At 63.3% G+C, this 16,510-nt stretch carries 16 protein-coding genes; 2 read left to right on the top strand and 14 right to left on the bottom strand.

The window, feature by feature from the left end:
- Positions 1 to 912: 912 nt before the first annotated feature.
- Both ONR75_RS08765 and ONR75_RS08760 read left to right on the top strand, forming a co-directional pair.
- On the top strand, positions 913 to 1,899 hold the full coding sequence (locus tag ONR75_RS08765; protein ID WP_265082248.1) for a Bug family tripartite tricarboxylate transporter substrate binding protein: 987 nt from the start codon (positions 913 to 915) through the stop codon (positions 1,897 to 1,899).
- Positions 1,900 to 2,258: 359 nt separating this feature from the next.
- The gene (locus tag ONR75_RS08760; protein ID WP_265082247.1) at positions 2,259 to 2,558 is read left to right on the top strand and encodes a hypothetical protein; all 300 of its coding nucleotides are present in this window, start codon (positions 2,259 to 2,261) and stop codon (positions 2,556 to 2,558) included.
- Positions 2,559 to 3,097: 539 nt separating this feature from the next.
- On the opposite strand, the gene ONR75_RS08755 is transcribed toward ONR75_RS08760, so the two are convergent.
- The 14 genes from ONR75_RS08755 to ONR75_RS08690 form a co-directional block, all read right to left on the bottom strand.
- Positions 3,098 to 4,600 carry an aldehyde dehydrogenase gene (locus tag ONR75_RS08755; RefSeq protein ID WP_265082246.1) on the bottom strand — a complete coding sequence of 501 codons (1,503 nt, stop codon included), beginning with the start codon at positions 4,598 to 4,600 and terminating at the stop codon, positions 3,098 to 3,100.
- A gap of 44 nt (positions 4,601 to 4,644) precedes the next feature.
- Complete coding sequence (locus ONR75_RS08750; RefSeq protein ID WP_265082245.1) at positions 4,645 to 5,634, bottom strand: amidohydrolase family protein; 990 nt, start codon at positions 5,632 to 5,634, stop codon at positions 4,645 to 4,647.
- Between the two features lie 12 nt (positions 5,635 to 5,646).
- The gene (locus ONR75_RS08745; protein ID WP_265082244.1) at positions 5,647 to 7,035 is read right to left on the bottom strand and encodes an amidase; all 1,389 of its coding nucleotides are present in this window, start codon (positions 7,033 to 7,035) and stop codon (positions 5,647 to 5,649) included.
- Complete coding sequence (locus ONR75_RS08740) at positions 7,035 to 7,220, bottom strand: hypothetical protein (protein WP_265082243.1); 186 nt, start codon at positions 7,218 to 7,220, stop codon at positions 7,035 to 7,037. Before ONR75_RS08740 ends, ONR75_RS08745 begins: the two co-directional genes overlap by 1 nt.
- Before the next feature lie 7 nt (positions 7,221 to 7,227).
- The gene (locus ONR75_RS08735; protein ID WP_265082242.1) at positions 7,228 to 7,932 is read right to left on the bottom strand and encodes an ABC transporter ATP-binding protein; all 705 of its coding nucleotides are present in this window, start codon (positions 7,930 to 7,932) and stop codon (positions 7,228 to 7,230) included.
- Positions 7,925 to 8,680: an ABC transporter ATP-binding protein gene (locus tag ONR75_RS08730; RefSeq protein WP_265082241.1), complete on the bottom strand. Its 756-nt coding sequence runs from the start codon at positions 8,678 to 8,680 to the stop codon at positions 7,925 to 7,927. The genes ONR75_RS08735 and ONR75_RS08730 overlap by 8 nt, the downstream gene beginning before the upstream one ends.
- A gap of 186 nt (positions 8,681 to 8,866) precedes the next feature.
- A complete protein-coding gene (locus ONR75_RS08725) occupies positions 8,867 to 10,126 on the bottom strand; it encodes an ABC transporter substrate-binding protein (RefSeq protein WP_265082240.1) in 1,260 nt (419 codons plus the stop codon).
- Positions 10,127 to 10,153: 27 nt separating this feature from the next.
- A complete protein-coding gene (locus tag ONR75_RS08720; RefSeq protein WP_265082239.1) occupies positions 10,154 to 11,122 on the bottom strand; it encodes a branched-chain amino acid ABC transporter permease in 969 nt (322 codons plus the stop codon).
- On the bottom strand, positions 11,119 to 11,970 hold the full coding sequence (locus ONR75_RS08715; RefSeq protein WP_265082238.1) for a branched-chain amino acid ABC transporter permease: 852 nt from the start codon (positions 11,968 to 11,970) through the stop codon (positions 11,119 to 11,121). Before ONR75_RS08715 ends, ONR75_RS08720 begins: the two co-directional genes overlap by 4 nt.
- Positions 11,971 to 11,973: 3 nt before the next feature.
- Positions 11,974 to 12,864 (bottom strand): polysaccharide deacetylase family protein, encoded by an 891-nt coding sequence (locus ONR75_RS08710; protein WP_265082237.1) that lies wholly within the window; start codon positions 12,862 to 12,864, stop codon positions 11,974 to 11,976.
- Between the two features lies 1 nt (position 12,865).
- Positions 12,866 to 13,552 carry a fumarylacetoacetate hydrolase family protein gene (locus ONR75_RS08705; RefSeq protein WP_265083596.1) on the bottom strand — a complete coding sequence of 229 codons (687 nt, stop codon included), beginning with the start codon at positions 13,550 to 13,552 and terminating at the stop codon, positions 12,866 to 12,868.
- 17 nt (positions 13,553 to 13,569) lie between these two features.
- Positions 13,570 to 14,469 (bottom strand): polysaccharide deacetylase family protein, encoded by a 900-nt coding sequence (locus ONR75_RS08700; RefSeq protein WP_265082236.1) that lies wholly within the window; start codon positions 14,467 to 14,469, stop codon positions 13,570 to 13,572.
- Between the two features lie 34 nt (positions 14,470 to 14,503).
- Positions 14,504 to 15,136 (bottom strand): cysteine hydrolase family protein, encoded by a 633-nt coding sequence (locus tag ONR75_RS08695; protein ID WP_265082235.1) that lies wholly within the window; start codon positions 15,134 to 15,136, stop codon positions 14,504 to 14,506.
- A 2-nt stretch (positions 15,137 to 15,138) separates the two neighbouring features.
- Entirely contained in the window at positions 15,139 to 16,380 is a 1,242-nt protein-coding gene (locus ONR75_RS08690; protein ID WP_265082234.1) for an alpha/beta hydrolase family protein, read from the bottom strand.
- Positions 16,381 to 16,510: the final 130 nt, after the last annotated feature.

The following is a 16,510-nucleotide window of genomic DNA, read 5'->3' as shown; positions in this document are numbered from 1 at the left end:
AGCACAGGCATCGTGATTTTTGGTTCGGGATCATGTCCCGCAGCATGCGGGACAATTTCCCGCCAACTTGAATGATGCGCCAGGCCGGCGCGGGTGTGTAGTTGATCGAGTGCAACGCTGGCGACGTCTTCGGCCTCGACGACCGGGCATTGCAACGACAGGCCGCGCGAGACAGCCTCGTGTTGCGATCGCTGCTGGCCTGACATCAGGCTGAGCGCACGCGCGCGATGCGAATGTCAAACAGCCACGCTTGCGCATTCTCGCGGCGCATGATGCGTCCGAGGTGTGAGCAGTTCTCCCCTCGAACCCATGAGGGGAGGCGGCGCGCCCACAGGCGCGGGGGTGGTGGTTGGGACGCGATCCATCTCGCGATGGAATCGCGGCGCCTGTGGACGCGCCACCGCGGGATTTAAGGCTGGGGGACCGTGCTTCCGGGACAGCTTCCAACGGGATTTCCCCGCCTTCCCCTGTCCGCGTCCAGCCGACAGATTGCGGCAGAGCCCCGTAGTGGGCCCGGACGGTGACGTCCAGCCTCCCGGGGCGCACTTGCGAGGCGCGCGCGCGGGACACCGCATCCTGCTCCGCTACCAAGACGCCTCATGACAGCGCCCCCTCGCGAACAAGACGAATAGCCCATAGCCCTAAATAGGATTATTGTCAATACACCATCCGCAAAACCGGGGCGGCGGACGCGGCGGCATCGCTTCGGACGGCCAATAGATGCTTTTGCTCGCAGCCGCCAGCACGGCAGTAGCAATCCACCACGCCGGTTCTCACCTTTGCAATCCGGTTCCATTGCCGAAAACCGGCGCAGATCGCATCTATCTGTGTCTCCCCGCAGCGTCGGCGAGCGCCGCATCTCTCAATATGAAGCGCGCAGCCGACGACGCGATGTCACAAAGGATTGCTGCCGTGCGCCCTGCCCCGTTGCTTCGTTTCGCCGCCGCCGCCGTCACCGCGGCCTCCCTTCTGCTGAGCACTGGCGGCGCCTTCGCCGCGGCATGGCCGAGCCGCACCATCAAGCTGATCGTGCCGTTTCCGCCGGGCGGCGCGGCGGACGCGACCGCGCGCATCTATGCCGACAAGCTCGGCGAGGCGCTGCAGCAGACCGTGGTGATCGAGAACAAGCCCGGCGCCGGCACCGCCATCGCCGCCGACTACGTCGCCCATGCCGAGCCCGACGGCTACACTTTGTCGCTGGCGCCGACGGGCCAGCTCGCCATCCTGCCGCATATCAACAAGGAGATTACCTACGATCCGTTCACCAGCTTCGTGCCGGTGTCGAATCTGGCGGCCGTGGCCTATGTGCTGGCGGCGAGCCCCGACGCGCCGTTCGCGAGCGCCCGCGAGCTGATCGCCGCCGCGCGAACCGCGCCGGGCAAATTCACCTATTCGTCGTGCGGCCCGGGCACCTTGTGCCACCTCAGCGGCGAGCTGTTCGAGGGCCAGACCGGCACCGAGCTCTTGCACGTGCCGTTCAAGGGTAGCGCGCAGGCGGTCAACGCGCTCCTGGGCAACGTGGTCAACCTGTCCTTCGACACGGTCACCGTGCTGGCGCCGCAGATCCGCGACGGTAAGGTCAAGGGCCTTCTGGTGACCAGCCGCGAGCGTTCGCCGCAGCTGCCGGACGTGCCGACCGCCGCCGAGGCCGGCGTCGCCGACTACGTCATCGATTCCTGGTTCGGCCTGGTCGCGCCGAAGGGCACGCCGCCGGAGATCGTGGCACGCCTCAACGCCGAAGTGGTCCGCATCGGCGCCCTGCCCGACGTCCGCGCCCGGCTGGAAGCGCAGGGCCTCAGCGTCACCACCTCGACCCCCGACGCCTTCGCGGCGACAATCCGGGCGGACTACGATCGCTGGGGCAAGGTGGTGAGGAACGCGGGCATCAAGGCGTTCTGAGGCGCAGGTTGATGGCGGATGAGATGGGCCTTGCCGAGGGATCGGCAGGGCCTTTTTCGTGTGGGATGGGGCGGCGTGGACATTGACCTGTCGTTCTCCGTGCGAGACGGACCGCATGCGCTGTTGGCAGCCCCCCGACGTTTGACGAGAGAGCAGGGCTGATTGGGGCGCCTGATGGTCGACGGCAAAGCCGCCGAAAAGCCGCGCAGCCGGCTCCACATTCAAGTGCGTTTTGGGCGACCGGCGTGAATTCATCGCGGGCCAGACCGCATTGCGCCGCAATGCTGTTGCGGCCCATGCGGCGGTGCGTGTTAGGCTATAACGGGGCGCGGCCCGGGAAGGGCCATGGGGGGCGAGCGTTGTTCGACGGTTTCTACAAGTGTGAGTACGGCGTGGGCGACGTGTTCAGTCGCAGCGTGATGTATTGCGCCGACGGCAAGATGCTGGGCGGCAATTCCGCGTTCGCGCACACCGGCACCTATCAGGAAAGGGCGGACGGCGAGGTCTCCGCCGTGATCACCGGGAAACGTCACAACTTCGACCCCGGCATCCGCACGCTGTATGGCTCCGACACCAGCAGGCTGAGCATGCGGGGCCGCGGCGAGAACAATGTCTATCGCTTCGAGGGCGGCTCCTTGAGGGCGCTATCGGTCAGATGAAGGCCGTCCTGCGCGGCTCAGAGGATAACGCGATTGCGACGTTCGGCGTTGAGCCTTGCAGCCTACGCGTCTAGCTTAGCGGGCATCCAGAAGCAGAAAGACACGGCTCCGAAAGTCGGCCGGAACGTCGGTGTTTGCCGATACTTCGACGGACCTTGATCTCCCGGGCTCGAGGTACGGACCGTGACGTCGCCTCGTCCGCCCTGACGTGCGGTCGCTTCTCCAGAAATTCATCGGCCGGACAGCGGCTTCATCGTAAGGATCGCCATCGTCGTTCGTGCCATTGCCGCCAGGTTGAAGCAGCAGGGCTTCTATATTGGCGATGGCTGCTTTGCGCGGCGGGTTCAACCAATCGCTGCAACGCAAAGGCCCGGAATTCTCGATGCACCCTCAGGAAAATTTATCCCAAGTCGATTTCGCTGAAATAGATTATCAGATAGCATTGGTAAGCGATGATACATCCCAGAAATAATTGAATAACCAGCATCGAAGCGCAGACTTACGAACTAGCATATCCGATTTCCCTTCTCGCAATACTTCTAGCTGTAGCGCTTCTCTTTGCCGTCTTCGGCGTACCAGTCGAACGGCTCATCCGATAGGTTGACGATGACGTTCTGGATCTGGGTGTATTCCTCATAAGCGACAATGCCGTTCTCGCGTCCGATGCCGCTCATCTTGAAGCCGCCCCAAGGCGAGCACGGATCGATACGGTGGTGATCGTTGATCCAGACAATGCCGCTCTGAAGCTGGTGCGCAACCCGGTGAGCACGGGTGACATCGCGCGTCCAGATCGAGGTGGCGAGGCCGAATTCGGTGCCATTCGCAATCGTGATGGCTTCGTCCTCGGTATCAAACGGGATGACACACACCACCGGACCAAAAATCTCCTCCTGAGCGATGCGCATGTTCGGCGTCACATGGGTAAAGATCGTCGGCTGGTGAAAATAGCCATTTTTGAATGGCCTACCTTCCGGCCGCTTGCCGCCGGCCGCGAGCGTGGCGCCTTCCTCCAGGCCGATCTTCACATAACGCTCGGTGAGATCGCGCTGCCGGGCGGACACGAGCGGCCCCATCTGGGTCGCCATGTCCTGCGGATCGCCGATATGGATCGCATTGGTGCGCTTCACCAACTCGGCCACCACTGCATCATGCACCGAACGCTGCACGAGAAGACGCGCGCCTTGCACGCAGGTCTGGCCGCTGGCGATAAAGGACGCGAACAATGCCGCGGCAACGCCGCGTTCGATCGGTGTATCGTCGAACAAGATCACCGCAGCCTTGCCGCCAAGCTCGGCCGACACTTTTGTTAAATTGGCACCGGCGAGCGATGCGACCATCTTTCCGGTCTCGGTGCCGCCGGTAAGATCAATTTTCTTGATGCGCTTGCTGGTGGTCAACGCCTTGCCTGCGGTCGCGCCATACCCCGGGACTACATTGTAGACGCCATCGGGCACGCCAGCTTCCTTGAAGATGTCGCCGAGCAGGAGCGGCGTGATCGGCGCCAGCTCGCTTGGCTTTACGACCATCGTATTTCCTGCCGCCATGGACGGCGCGATCTTCTTGGTCAGGATCAGCAATGGGTGATTCCACGGCGTCACATGGCCGACCACGCCGAGCGGGACACGGCGCGTATAGTTCAAGAATTTCCCGCCGAATGGCGGCACCGTGTCCTCGTGCGTGCGCGCGAGTGCGCCGAAATAGCGAAACCACTCCGGCAAACGGCCGAGCTGCGCGCTCATCTCGCGCCGAGCGCGACCGATCTGATCCACCTCGATGGTGACCAGTTCCGGCAGCTTCGCCGCCAGCAATTCGCCGGCACGATGCATGATATCGCCACGTACGGCGCCGGGCGTTGCCGCCCAGATCTTCGCTGCCTCTTCTGCGGCGTCTATTGCCCGATCGATATCCGCCTCATCGCCTTCCGCGACATCCGCCAGATGGCTTCCGTCCTTCGGATTCTCGACACGAATGACGCGTCCCGTGGAGGCCGATCGAAACTTTCCGCCGATATAGAGCCCATAGGGCTTGCCATCATTCATCATGCGTTATCCTTCCACGCGAACGGTCTCGACTGGGCGCGCTCAATTCACTTGATGCGAAACAGCCTGCTCGCATTGCCGAACAGAACTTTCTCACGGTCCGCATCTGACAGATTCGCTTCCCGCACGAGGCGGACCGGATCTTGGTCGCCCATGTCGAACGGATAGTCCGATCCCATCATGACCCGATCAACGCCGACCGTGGCAATGAGCTGATCGATCAAGCTCGGCGAGAACACGCAGGTGTCGAACCACAGCCGCTTCAGATAGGTCGACGGCGCGTCGGCGGTGAGCTTGCGGACTTCGGGGCGGACCTTCCAGGCATGGTCCATGCGCGCGCTGTAGAAGGGAAAATAGCCGCCGCCATGGGCGATCACGACGTCGAGGTCGGGATGCCGGTCCATGACGCCGCCCATGATGAGATGTGCGATAGCGATCGTCTCTTCCACTGGCTGGCCAACGCTGTTGACCATGAAGAAGTGGCTGAGGCGCTGACCCTGGGAGAAGCCAAGCGGATGAATGAATAACGGCACGCGCAGCTTGACGAGACGTGCATAAAGTGGATCCAGCGCCGCATCTGAAAGCTCGATATCCTCGACACGGGTATCGATCTGGAACCCGCGCAGACCGAGCGTTTCGACAGCATGGACTGCTTCCGCGATCGCGCGCTCCGGAAAGCGCATCGGCAGTGTGCCCATGCCGACGAAATGCGCGGGATCCTGAGCCACCAGCGCGGCGATGTCCTCGTTCTGCACGCGTGACAGCGCGACCAGCAGTTCCTCATCAGCCCAGTAGTTTTGCTGTGCTGGCGCCGGCGCAATCACCTGAATATCGACGCCCATTTTCGCCATCATCTCGCGGCGCTTGGTGATATCTAGCATCAGGCCCGGCAGGATCTTGCCCTGCTCCGCATCGGTCTCGCGGCTCGCCGGCGACATGTCGCGGCGATAGGGATTGTCCATCGGATCGTATTTTCCGGCCACGAGCGGCTCGACGCGCTTGCTGAGGGCGTGTGTATGCATGTCGATGATGGGCATGAAACGTCTCTTCTAGTTAAGTTCGGCTGCGGCCGGCATCCGTTGATGCCAATCGGTTTGGCCTTGATAGGCGTGCGCGGCGCGTAGCAACGCGGCCTCGCTATAAGGGCGGCCGACAAGTTGGAAGGCGATAGGCAGCCCGATAGGATCGAAGCCGCAGGGCACAGAGGCGGCCGGCAGGCCGAGATAGTTGATGCCGCGGGTGCAATGCGTGAGCTGGCCGATCACCCGCGCCACGTCGGCGGGGTCGCCCTCGGTGGTCGCGGCAATGCTCGGCACCGGAATCGAGATCGCCGGCAGCAGCGCCAGATCGGCTGCGCCGATGCACGAGGCGATCCAACCTTGCGTGATCTGCGCGCGCAGCGACAGCGCCTCGACATAGCGCGTGGCGGGATACAGCAACCCCGGCTCGATGCGGGCGCGGACCTGATCGGCATAATCCTGCGGCCGCTCGATCAGCCAGCGGCGATGGATCGTCGCAGCCTCGACGCTCATCAACACCTGCATCAGCGCATTGACCAGCGCCATATCCGGCGGCGCGGTCTCGATGGTGGTGGCGCCGAGTTTTCGCAGCGTCACGACCGCCTGCTCCAGCCGCACGGCGATCACCGGATCGAGCAGTTCGCGGTAGTAGCCACCGGGAATCGCGATGGTCATGCCGCAGATGTCGCCGCTGAAATGCGATTCATAGTCGCGGCCTGATATCACCGACAACAGCCGCGCCGAATCGCGCGCGGTGCGGGTCAGCGGTCCCGTGCAATCCAACGATGCCGACAGCGGCATCACGCCGTCGGTGGGCACCAGGCCCCAGGTCGGCTTCAATCCGACCAGACCGCACATGGCGCCGGGATGGCGCAGAGAGCCGCCGGTGTCGGTGCCGAGCGAGCCGGTGACCAGGCGCGCGGCGACCGCCACGCCGGAGCCCGACGACGAGCCGCCGGGCACGTGGTCCGGATTCCACGGATTGAGCGCGTGGCCGTTGTGTTCGTTGTAGCCGGTCGGGCTCATGGCGAATTCGGCGAGTTGCAGCCGGCCGAGATCAAGCGCGCCGGAGGCATCGAGGCGATCGATCACCGTCGCCGTGACATCGGCACGAAAACCGGCGCGGATCTTGGAGCCGCCGGCGGACAGATCGCCGGCGCGGTAGAACAGGTCCTTGTGCGCCAATGGCACGCCGTGCAGCGGCGGCAGCAGCACGACGCCCGTGGCGCGCAATTTGTCGGCGGCTTCGGCGGCTTCGAGCGCACGGGCGCTGTCGAGGCGAACCACGGCGTTGAGCTTGCGGCCGACGGTGTCGAGCCGGTCCAGCGCCACCGTGGTGGCGGCCACCGAGGTGATATCGCCCTTGGCAAGGGCGTGGGACAGCGCGCAGAGATCGAGTTCGGCAATCGCGTGGGACATCAGGCCTTGTCCGTTGCGGAAAGCCATAGCGGCATCGCATAGGGCGACGAATCGAACGGCAACGCGACGTCGGCGACGCGGCGGTTGGTATCCTTTACCAAAGCGGCGATGCGCGGCACGCGCGTCGCCGCATCCACTGCAAAATTCAGGTCGGCGGCCACTTGCCGCAACAGGTCTTCGCTCATAATGTCCTCACTGCACGCCGAGCCGCTGGAACAGCAGGTCGGTTTGCTGGCTCAGGTCTTTGGCATCGCCCTGATGCACCACCTGGCCGGTTTCAAGAATGTAGACGCGGTCGGCCACCGCCAGCGCGCTGTAGAGGTTCTGTTCGACCAGCAGGATCGACAGTCCCTCGCGCTTAAGATCGAGAATGATCTCCTCGAGATGCTGCACCATCACTGGCGCCAGGCCTTCCGACGGCTCGTCCATCAGGATCAGTTCAGGATCGATCATCAGCGCGCGGCCGACCGCGAGCATGCCGCGCTCGCCGCCGGACAATTGCCCGCCGCGGTGATGGCGGCGCTCGGCCAGCCGCGGAAAGATTCCGAACACCCGGTCGACGGTCCAGCCGTCCTTTGCCCGGGCACTCTTCAGCATGGTGAGATGTTCGGTGACCGTTAGCGACGGAAACAGCCGGCGCCCCTGCGGCACGATGGCGATTTTTCGCGACGCAATGTCATGCGGCTTGAGGCCGACCAGACTGTCGCCGCGCCATGTGATCGAGCCGGAACGGATTTGCGGCGGCACCAGCCCCATGATCGAGCGGATCAACGTGGTCTTGCCCATGCCGTTGCGGCCGAGCAATGCGACGATCTCGCCGGCCTTGACGTCGAGCGAGACGCCGCGCACCACAACCGCCTCGCCATAGCCGCTGTGCAGATCCCTGACCTCAAGCATGACGCGGCTTCCCGAGATAGACTTCCTGTACCTGCTTGTTGCGGCGGATGCCGTCGGGCGCTTCCTCGACCAGGACGCGGCCCTCGAACATGCAGGTGACGTGGTCGACGAGACCCAGCGCGAGGTCCATGTCGTGTTCGATCAGCACCACGGTAATGTCGCGATCCAGACCGCGGATGATCTCGGCAACCATGGAGCGCTCCGACGGCGACAGCCCGGCGGCCGGCTCGTCGAGCAGCAGCAGCATCGGCGTGGTGACCAGCGCGATGGCGATCTCGAGCTGGCGCTGCTCGCCGTAGGACATTTCTTTTACGATGACATCGGCGCGCGCGCCGATCCGCGCCGCATGCAAGGCGGTGTCGATCCGCTGCGCTTCCGCAGCGTCGGTGTCCGGCTTGCCGAACAGCGCAAATTTTCGCGGTGACAGGCCACGCAGCGCCAGAACCATGTTGTCGCGCACGGTGAGGGTCGGAAACAGGTTGGTAATCTGGAAGGTGCGGGAGATTCCGAGCCGGGCGCGGCGATGCGGCGGCAGCCTTGTCACCGCATGACCGTCGAACATGATTTTTCCCGACGTCGGCGGCACCGCGCCGGCGATGGCATTGAACAGGGTAGTCTTGCCGGCGCCGTTCGGCCCGATGATGGCGCGGCGCTGGCCGCGCGGCACGGTCAGGCTGACGCCATCGACCGCGCGCAAAGCGTCGAAGGCGACGACCACATCGGTCAGGGTGAGGATCGGTTCGGACAAGGAGGATTCCAGTTGATGTTGGTAGTCAGTGGCACACTCAAACTCAACAACGAACGTCGTAGGCCCCCTCCCCCACCGGGGAGAGGGATGGGGTGAGGGTGCGCCACAAACTCTGTACGCGCCAAGCCCCTCACCCGGATCGCTGCGCGATTCGACCTCTCCCCAACGGGAGGGGTGAAGAAGCCATCAAGCCTTCTTGATGCCCTGGAAGGTGCGCGAATAGGGCGGCTGCTTCATGTAGGTCTCCGGATCGTACTTCCAGAACTGGCCGACCGCCGGATAGGTCTGGATCGGCACATTCCAGAATTTTCCGTCGGCGCGCTTGACGACCTTGCGGATGTAGACGTCGTAGATCGGGTTGCCGTAAGCGTCGAACTTGACCGTCTTGCCCAGGGGCGAATCGTCGAGCTGGGTCTTCAGCACAGTATCGATGAACATGTCGCGGTCCTCGACCTTGCCGCCGATCTTCTTCAGCGCGGCGTCGATCCACATCATGCCGGAATACATCGAGAACCCGTACAGCGACGGAATCTTGCCGTACTTCGCTTCGTATTCCTTCTCGAATTTAACCGTCACCGGGTTGTCCGAACCCTCGGCGAACTGCGCCGCCGAGATGATGCCTTCGCATTCTTCGCCCATGGTGCGGATCACCGACTGGTCCGTGCCGTTCATAGACATCAGCAGCGGCGTCTTCTCTTTCAGACCGAACGAAGCGTACTGCTTGATCAGGCGGGTGGAGTCAGCACCGGTCTCCATGGCGAAGATGGCATCCACCTTGAGCTCGGCGAGCTGACCGAGATACGGGCTGAAGTCCGCGGTATTCAGCGGATGCCAGAACTGCTGCACGATTTCGCCGCCGCCTTCGGTAAACACCTGGGCAAGGCCGCCGCACTGTTCGTGACCGAAGGTGTAGTCCTGGCTTATGGTGGCGATCCGCTTGTAGCCCTGCTTCAGGCACCAGTCGCCGAACGGATGGGTGAAGGCGCTGGCGGTGTAGCCGGCGACGCGGATCACGTTCTTGATGCGGGCGCGCTGGGTCAGGTCATCGGCGGCGATGATCGGAATGAAGTACGGCGTACCGGTGCCCTTAACGTAGTTGGCCACTGCAAGGCCGGTATTGGCGAGAAGGTCGCCGATCAGCATGTCGCATTTGGCCTGCTCGACCAAACGGCGGGCCTTCTGCAAGGCGGTATCGGGATTCGACGCATCATCTTCGATGATCAATTCGACCTTGCGGCCGCCCATCTCGTTCTTGACCTGCTCGAGATAGAACTGCACGCCTTCGACCATCTCCTTGCCGCCGGATGCAACGACACCGGTTAGCGGCGCCAGCAGGCCGATCTTGATCGGCGCCGCCTGGGCCGAGGCTGAGCGCCAGGGTGCGGCGCCGACGCCGGTCGCCGCGAGCACAGCGGTGGTGGTCTTCAGAAATTGCCTGCGGTCCATCTCGATGTCCTTTCGTGACAACATTGACTAGCGCACCTTGCGCGACAGCATGCCGCGCAGCTTGCCTGTGATGCCCTCGGGGGCGAAGATCATGATGAGGACGAAGGTGATGCCGAGCACCATCTGCCAGCGCTCGGTATAGGCGCTGACGACGTTTTCCAATGCGATGATGGCTGCGGCGCCGACGAAGGCGCCGAACAAGGTGCCGACGCCGCCGGCGATCATCATCAGCACGCCTTCGACGGACTGCGCCAGCGCAACCGTCGACGGGCTGACGAAATTGTTGAACATCGCGTACAGCGCCCCGGCCACGCCGGCGAAGAAGCCCGACACCGTGAAGCCGATGAACAGGTGCAGCGGCACGTTATAGCCGAGGCTGCGCATCCGGCTTTCGCTGTCGCGGATGCCGCGCAGGGTGAGGCCGAACGGCGAGTGCACGAACCGCCACATGGCGAACGACACGATGGCCGCACCGGCCAGCACCGCCCAGTAAAACGCATTGTGGCTCAGCAGCATGGCCGGGCGGACGTCAGCGCGCATGCCGTTTTCGCCTCCGGTCACCGGTGTCCAGCGCACGCAGACGCCCCACACGATCATGCCCAGCGCCAAAGTCAGCAGCAGAAAGTAGACGCCGGAGGTTCGCACCGCGAGCAGCGCGAACACCGAAGCGACCGCGGTGGCCGCCAGCACGCCGCACGCAAAGGCCGCCGCAGGCGACAGTCCCAGCTTGGCTGTGCTATAGACGACGACATAAGTAGACACGCCGAAGATAGCGCCGTGTCCCAGCGAGGTGCGGCCGGCGAAACCGGCGAGAATGTCGATCGACATCGCGAGCATGCCGAAGATCAGCACTTCGGTGGCGAGGCCAACCTGATAATTTGACAGCGGCAGCGGCAGACAGGCCGCAACCACCATGACCAGACCGGCAACGATGGCGGCGCGGCCGCTCATGCCGGCGATGCGCGAGGGTTCGGAAACGATAGGAGTCATGGTCATGTGGCACGTCCGAACAGGCCGAGCGGACGGAAGGCGAGCAGTATCGCCATCGGCCCGAAGATGACGAAGTAAGCGAGCTCGGGAAACATCACCTGGCCGAGCGTGTTGAGCAGGCCGACCAGGAGGCTGCCAATGGCGACGCCGACCAGGCTGCCGCGACCGCCGATGATCACCACCGCGAGGCTGAAGGTGAGAATTTCCGCATCCGCCGAAGGATACAGCGACAGGAAGGCGCCGCCCATCAAGCCGCCGAGGCCGGCCAAAGCGGAGCCGAACAGAAAGGTGAACAGGAAGACGCGCTGGATGTTGACGCCGGAGGCCTCCACCATCTCGGCATCGTCGACGCCGGCGCGAATCAGCGCGCCGAGCCTTGTGCGGTTGAGCAGTAGCCACAGGCCGGCAAACACGAAGATGCCCATGCCGAGCACGAACAGCCGATAGATCGGATAGTATGTGCCGAACACCTTGGTGCCACCGCGCAAGATGGCGGGGATCGGCACCGTAAAGCTGTCGCCGCCCCAGATCACCAGCGACAGATCATTGAGGAAGAACGCGACGCCGAGCGTCAGCAGCACCTGCCGCAACTCGTTGCCGCGGACAAAGCGCAGCAGGCCCTGGTCGAGGACCAATCCGATCGCAGCGATCGCCGCCATAGCACCGACGCCGCCGAGCACGAAGCTGCCGGTCTTCGTCGCCACTGTAAAGCCGACATAACCGCCGAACAGATACAGTGCGCCGTGCGCCAGGTTGACGATCCGCAACAGCCCGAAGATCAGCGTAAAGCCGCTCGCCACCACGAACAGCAACGCAGCAAAGGTCAGGCCGCTGAGGATTTGAAAGATGCTCACTGTCTATGGCGCCCCGGTAGGTGCTTTGGGTCCGACCTCAAGATACCAGTCGAGAATTTGCTCGCCGGTCATGAACGCCACATCCGGCTTCTGCTGGATGGTCTCGAAGATGCGACGAAAGTGTTTCAGGCGATGTGGCGCCCCCATGATGTAGGGATGCACAACCAGTGCCATGATCCGGGCGGAGTCGGCCGAATCGTCATAAATCTGCTCGAACTGGTCGATTGCCCGGTCGTAATATTCCGACGCCTTGTGATGCTGAATCAGCATCATGGCGACGTCGTTGCATTCCTGGGTGTAGGGCACGTTGACGATCGGGGTCGTTGTCGTCTCCAGCCACACCGGCTGGTCGTCCAGCACCCAGTCGCAGACATACTCGTAACCTTCCTGCTTCAGCAGGTCCGGCGTGTTCCAGCTTTCGGTGAGGCCGGGTCCGAGCCAGCCACGCGGGCGCCTGCCGGTGGCGGCTTCGATGACATCGGCGGTCTTGCGGATGTCGTCCTGCTCGTTCTCCACCTTCTGCATGTTGCGCTGGGTAAAGCCGTGGCCAATGAATTCCCAGTTGCGCTCCTTTGCGGCGTCCGCAATCTCAGGATAAGCCGCAATGGCCGCGCCGTTGATCGCCAGCGCCGCCGGGATTTTATAGTCGTCGAACACTTTCAGCATGCGCCAGAAGCCGACGCGGTTGCCGTATTCGTGCCAGGCCCAGTTTGGAATGTCGGGCATCGGCGAGCCGCCGGCGGGCGGCGTCAGCACCGTGCGCGGCATGGTCTGGTTGATGTCCCATTCCTCGACATTGACGATCACCCACACCGCCATGCGCTTGCCGTCCGGCAGCTTGATCGGCGGGCGGGTCACGATCGGCGAATAGGTAATGCGTTCGGTCGGCAGCATGTCAGGCTTCCCGCTCGGTGATGCTGATGGTCAGCGACGGCAGGCCCTCGATGCGGGCGTCGATGACGTCGCCAGGCACAACGGGGCCCACGCCGGCGGGCGTGCCGGTGTAGATCAGGTCGCCCGGATGCAAGGTCATCTGCTGCGACAGCTGCGCCACGATCTCCGGAACGCTCCAGATCATCTGGCCGATGTCGCCGCGCTGCTTCTCGACGCCGTTGACCGACAAAATGATGGCGCAACCTTTGAAATAGCGGGCATCGCGCGCCGGCACGATCGGCCCGCACGGCGCGGAGGCGTCGAAGCTCTTGCCCATTTCCCACGGCCATTTGCGGTCGCGCGATTCATACTGGCGGTCGCGGCGGGTCAGGTCGATGCCGACGGCGTAGCCCCAGATGTGATCGAGCGCCTGCTTGACCGGGATGTTCTTGCCGCTGCTTCCGATCGCGATCACCAGCTCGACCTCGAATTGCAGATCGTCGGTGAACGGCGGATAGGGCACGCGCGCGCCGTCATGAACGACAGCATCGCGCGGCTTCTGGAAGAAGAACGGCGGATCGCGCTCGTCGGCTTCGCCCATCTCGCGGATGTGGTCGAGATAGTTGCGGCCGACGCAATAGACACGCCGCACCGGGAACATGCCGCCGCCGACCACCGGGACTGCGGTGACCGGGATAGAAGACGGCATGCGGGGGAGAGTGGCGTTCACTTGTTCTTGTCCATCTCGGCCTTCTGGCCATTGTACCAGTCGAGGATCTGCTCGCCGTTCCAGTGCACGACGCCTTCGTGGCCGTTGAAATAGTCGTACAGTTCTTCGAGATATTTGATGCGGAACGGCTGGCCGGAAATGTAGGGATGAATCGCCAGCGACACGACCTTCGGGCGGTCCTCGCTCTCCTGGTACAGTCGGTCAAACATGTCGATCGCCCGCTTCTTGAAGTGATCGTTCTCGTGGTGCTGCACCATCATCATCGGAATGTCGTTCAGCTCCACCGTGTAGGGCAGCGTCACCAGCGGCCCCTTGGCGGTATTGATGGTGGTCGGCTCGTCGTCATAGACCCAGTCGCCGATATATTTGACGCCGGCCTCTGCGAGGTATTCCGGGGTGTCGAGCGTCTGCGTCAGGCCGGGCCCGAGCCAGCCGACCGGGCGCTTGCCGGTGAACTTCTCGATGACGTCCATCGAACGCGCAATCATCGCCTGCTGGTCCGGCTCCTTGTGGATCGGTCCCTGCTCATAGGCGTGGCCCATGAATTCCCAGCCGGCGTCCTTGGCTTCCTGCGCGACGCGAGGATAATCCTCGCAGACGCGGGCGTTGATCGACAGCGTCGGCTTGATGCCCTGCTTCTTGTAGAGATCGAAAAAGCGCCAGACGCCGACCCGCATGCCGTATTCGTGCCAGCTCCAGTTGGCGACGTCGGGCAGCAGCACGGCGCCGGTGGGCGCCGGAATGACCTGGCGCGCCATCGGCTTGGAAATGTCCCAGACCTCGAGATTGACGATGGTCCAGATGACGATCTTGGCGCCACCGGGCAGCTTCATCTTCGGTCGGTCGACGATCGCCGAATAGTCGGAGCGCTCGCGCGGCTGCATGGGACCGGTCATGGCTGGCCTTTCAGGTTGTGAATGCGGTGAAGTTTCATGCGGCAAGCCCGTCAAGCTTAATCACCGCGTCGGTGTCCATCACGAAGCCAAAGGCGGTGCGGATGCAGGCGAGGCCCGCTTCGTGCATCGCTGGGCCGTCCATGCTGTCGACGCAGTCCTCGACGACGATCACCGAATAGTCTCGGACATTGGCAGAGGTCGTGGTCGCTAGCACGCAGGAATTGGTGTTCACGCCGGTAATCAGCAGCGTGTTGATACCGTGCGATTTCAGCAGGAAATCGAGGTCGGAGCCGAGGAAGCAGTCGTAGCGCTTCTTGGTGGAGACGATGAAGTCCCGCGGATCCAGTAGATCGGGCATCACCGTGCAGCCGGGGCCGCCGATGATGTTGTGCCGCATCACGTTCTTGCGGGTCGCATTGGGATCTTCCGCGCGGGTGCGCCAGAATGGGTTGGCGCGGATCTCCGCTTCGTCGCGGTACGACGTGACCTGATGGATCACAGGGATGCCGACACTCCGGCACCAGTCGAACAACCGCTTGTTGGCGGCAATGATCCGCGTCGCCACGTCCGGTGTGGTCGGCATGGTGGCGACGGTCATGTCGAGATGGCCGCGATGCAGGTCGATCGCAACGACAGCGGCCTTGATGGTGTCGACGCCGAGATTCATCGTTACACCAGCGGGTTGAAGGAGGTCTTCAGCAACGCACGCTGATCGATACCGAACTTGTCGGCGAGCCAGTCGGCCAGCACTTCCTGGCCGATGGTCGGGTTGTCGTGCTGGCAATGCTCGGCGCCGGTCTCGTCGGGCTGCAGCACGCGGAGCGTCGCATCGACTCCGCTGGCGATCGCATGGTCATAGGTCGAGCGTGCCGCAGTGACGGTCAGCACGTCGTGGCCGCCATGCAGCACCAGATACGGCGCCTTCATGTGTTCGAGATGCCCTTCCAGCGTGAACGGCTTCATCAGCACGTGGGCTTCCTTCATGGTCTTGGCGCCAAACACCCAGCGGATGTGCATCGCGAGCCCGAAATCGTCGCCCTTCTGGCCCCACATGTCGTGCACCGACCACACCGCGCCGTGCGAAATCACGGCCGCCAGGCGATGCTCGTAACAACCGGCGCGCGCGGCGTAGAAGCCGCCCATGCTGGAGCCGCAGACGCCGATCTTCGAAGCGTCGACGTCGTCGCGCTGCTCCAGCCAGTCGATGCACTTGCCGACCGGAACTTCGGAATCGACGCGCGTGGCAAGGCCATGGCGGCGCAGCGTGCCGCCCTGGCCGGGCAGATCCACCATCAGTACCGAGATGCCGCGCTGCAGGCAGCCGTGCGCCTGCATGAACCACATCTCGTCCTTGATGGAATCCAGCCCGCCCATGCAGATCAACACCGGCAGCTTCTTGCCGGGGAACGGGGCGCGGATGAAATAGCCGCAGATCGGCTTGCCATCCTCGTAGGGGATATCGACGACTTCACCGGGCGGATTGAGATAGGAGATGAACTTGTGCGAGCAGGCTTCCATCTTCTCGAAGGTCGGCAGCCGGCGGGCATCGTCCGGTTCGAGGTGGAATTCGGCCTGGCGATAGTAGTCCGCAGCCCGGAGGAAGCAGTTCATGGCGGTCCGGATATGGCCGAGCTTTTCCTCGGCCAGACCGCGCTGCCAGTTGCTGTCGGCAATCACCATCCACTCCGCGTGCCAGCTTTCGAGATCGCCCGGGATCATGCGCGATCCGGCCAGCAGCACCTCGCTGACGGCGCCGCCGCCTTCCTGGGTCTCACCGAGGCCGCGACGGAACTGATAGGCGAGCCAGGGATGCTCAGGCCAGTGATGCCAACCGAACGGCTCGTAGTGCGGGCCGCGATCCGAGGTGATCTCCTCGATGGCGTTTTCGCTGATTGGTTTCGCTGCCGCCATGGATCACCTTCGTCGTCATTGACGGCCGTATCATCCTCCAACAGCGCCGTGAGTCAACGACAATTACATACACTTGTTCATCTGCATATCATTTCCGCGCCTTGCCGCATTAATGAGCGGCCGGAATATC

Origin of the sequence: Rhodopseudomonas sp. P2A-2r (assembly GCF_026015985.1) — a bacterium.
In the GTDB taxonomy this organism is placed as follows: Bacteria; Pseudomonadota; Alphaproteobacteria; order Rhizobiales; family Xanthobacteraceae; genus Tardiphaga.
The sequence above is the reverse complement of the archived record's forward strand: the minus strand, read 5'-3'. Positions and strand labels throughout refer to the sequence as shown.

What these genes read in the sequence shown, in the direction of transcription:
- ONR75_RS08755 (WP_265082246.1), bottom strand. Translation starts at nt 4,600, where the DNA reads ATGATGAATGATGGCAAGCCCTATGGGCTCTATATCGGCGGAAAGTTT.
- ONR75_RS08750 (WP_265082245.1), bottom strand. Translation starts at nt 5,634, where the DNA reads ATGCCCATCATCGACATGCATACACACGCCCTCAGCAAGCGCGTCGAG.
- ONR75_RS08745 (WP_265082244.1), bottom strand. Translation starts at nt 7,035, where the DNA reads ATGTCCCACGCGATTGCCGAACTCGATCTCTGCGCGCTGTCCCACGCC.
- ONR75_RS08740 (WP_265082243.1), bottom strand. Translation starts at nt 7,220, where the DNA reads ATGAGCGAAGACCTGTTGCGGCAAGTGGCCGCCGACCTGAATTTTGCA.
- ONR75_RS08735 (WP_265082242.1), bottom strand. Translation starts at nt 7,932, where the DNA reads ATGCTTGAGGTCAGGGATCTGCACAGCGGCTATGGCGAGGCGGTTGTG.
- ONR75_RS08725 (WP_265082240.1), bottom strand. Translation starts at nt 10,126, where the DNA reads ATGGACCGCAGGCAATTTCTGAAGACCACCACCGCTGTGCTCGCGGCG.
- ONR75_RS08720 (WP_265082239.1), bottom strand. Translation starts at nt 11,122, where the DNA reads ATGACCATGACTCCTATCGTTTCCGAACCCTCGCGCATCGCCGGCATG.
- ONR75_RS08710 (WP_265082237.1), bottom strand. Translation starts at nt 12,864, where the DNA reads ATGCTGCCGACCGAACGCATTACCTATTCGCCGATCGTGACCCGCCCG.
- ONR75_RS08705 (WP_265083596.1), bottom strand. Translation starts at nt 13,552, where the DNA reads ATGCCGTCTTCTATCCCGGTCACCGCAGTCCCGGTGGTCGGCGGCGGC.
- ONR75_RS08700 (WP_265082236.1), bottom strand. Translation starts at nt 14,469, where the DNA reads ATGACCGGTCCCATGCAGCCGCGCGAGCGCTCCGACTATTCGGCGATC.
- ONR75_RS08695 (WP_265082235.1), bottom strand. Translation starts at nt 15,136, where the DNA reads ATGAATCTCGGCGTCGACACCATCAAGGCCGCTGTCGTTGCGATCGAC.
- ONR75_RS08690 (WP_265082234.1), bottom strand. Translation starts at nt 16,380, where the DNA reads ATGGCGGCAGCGAAACCAATCAGCGAAAACGCCATCGAGGAGATCACC.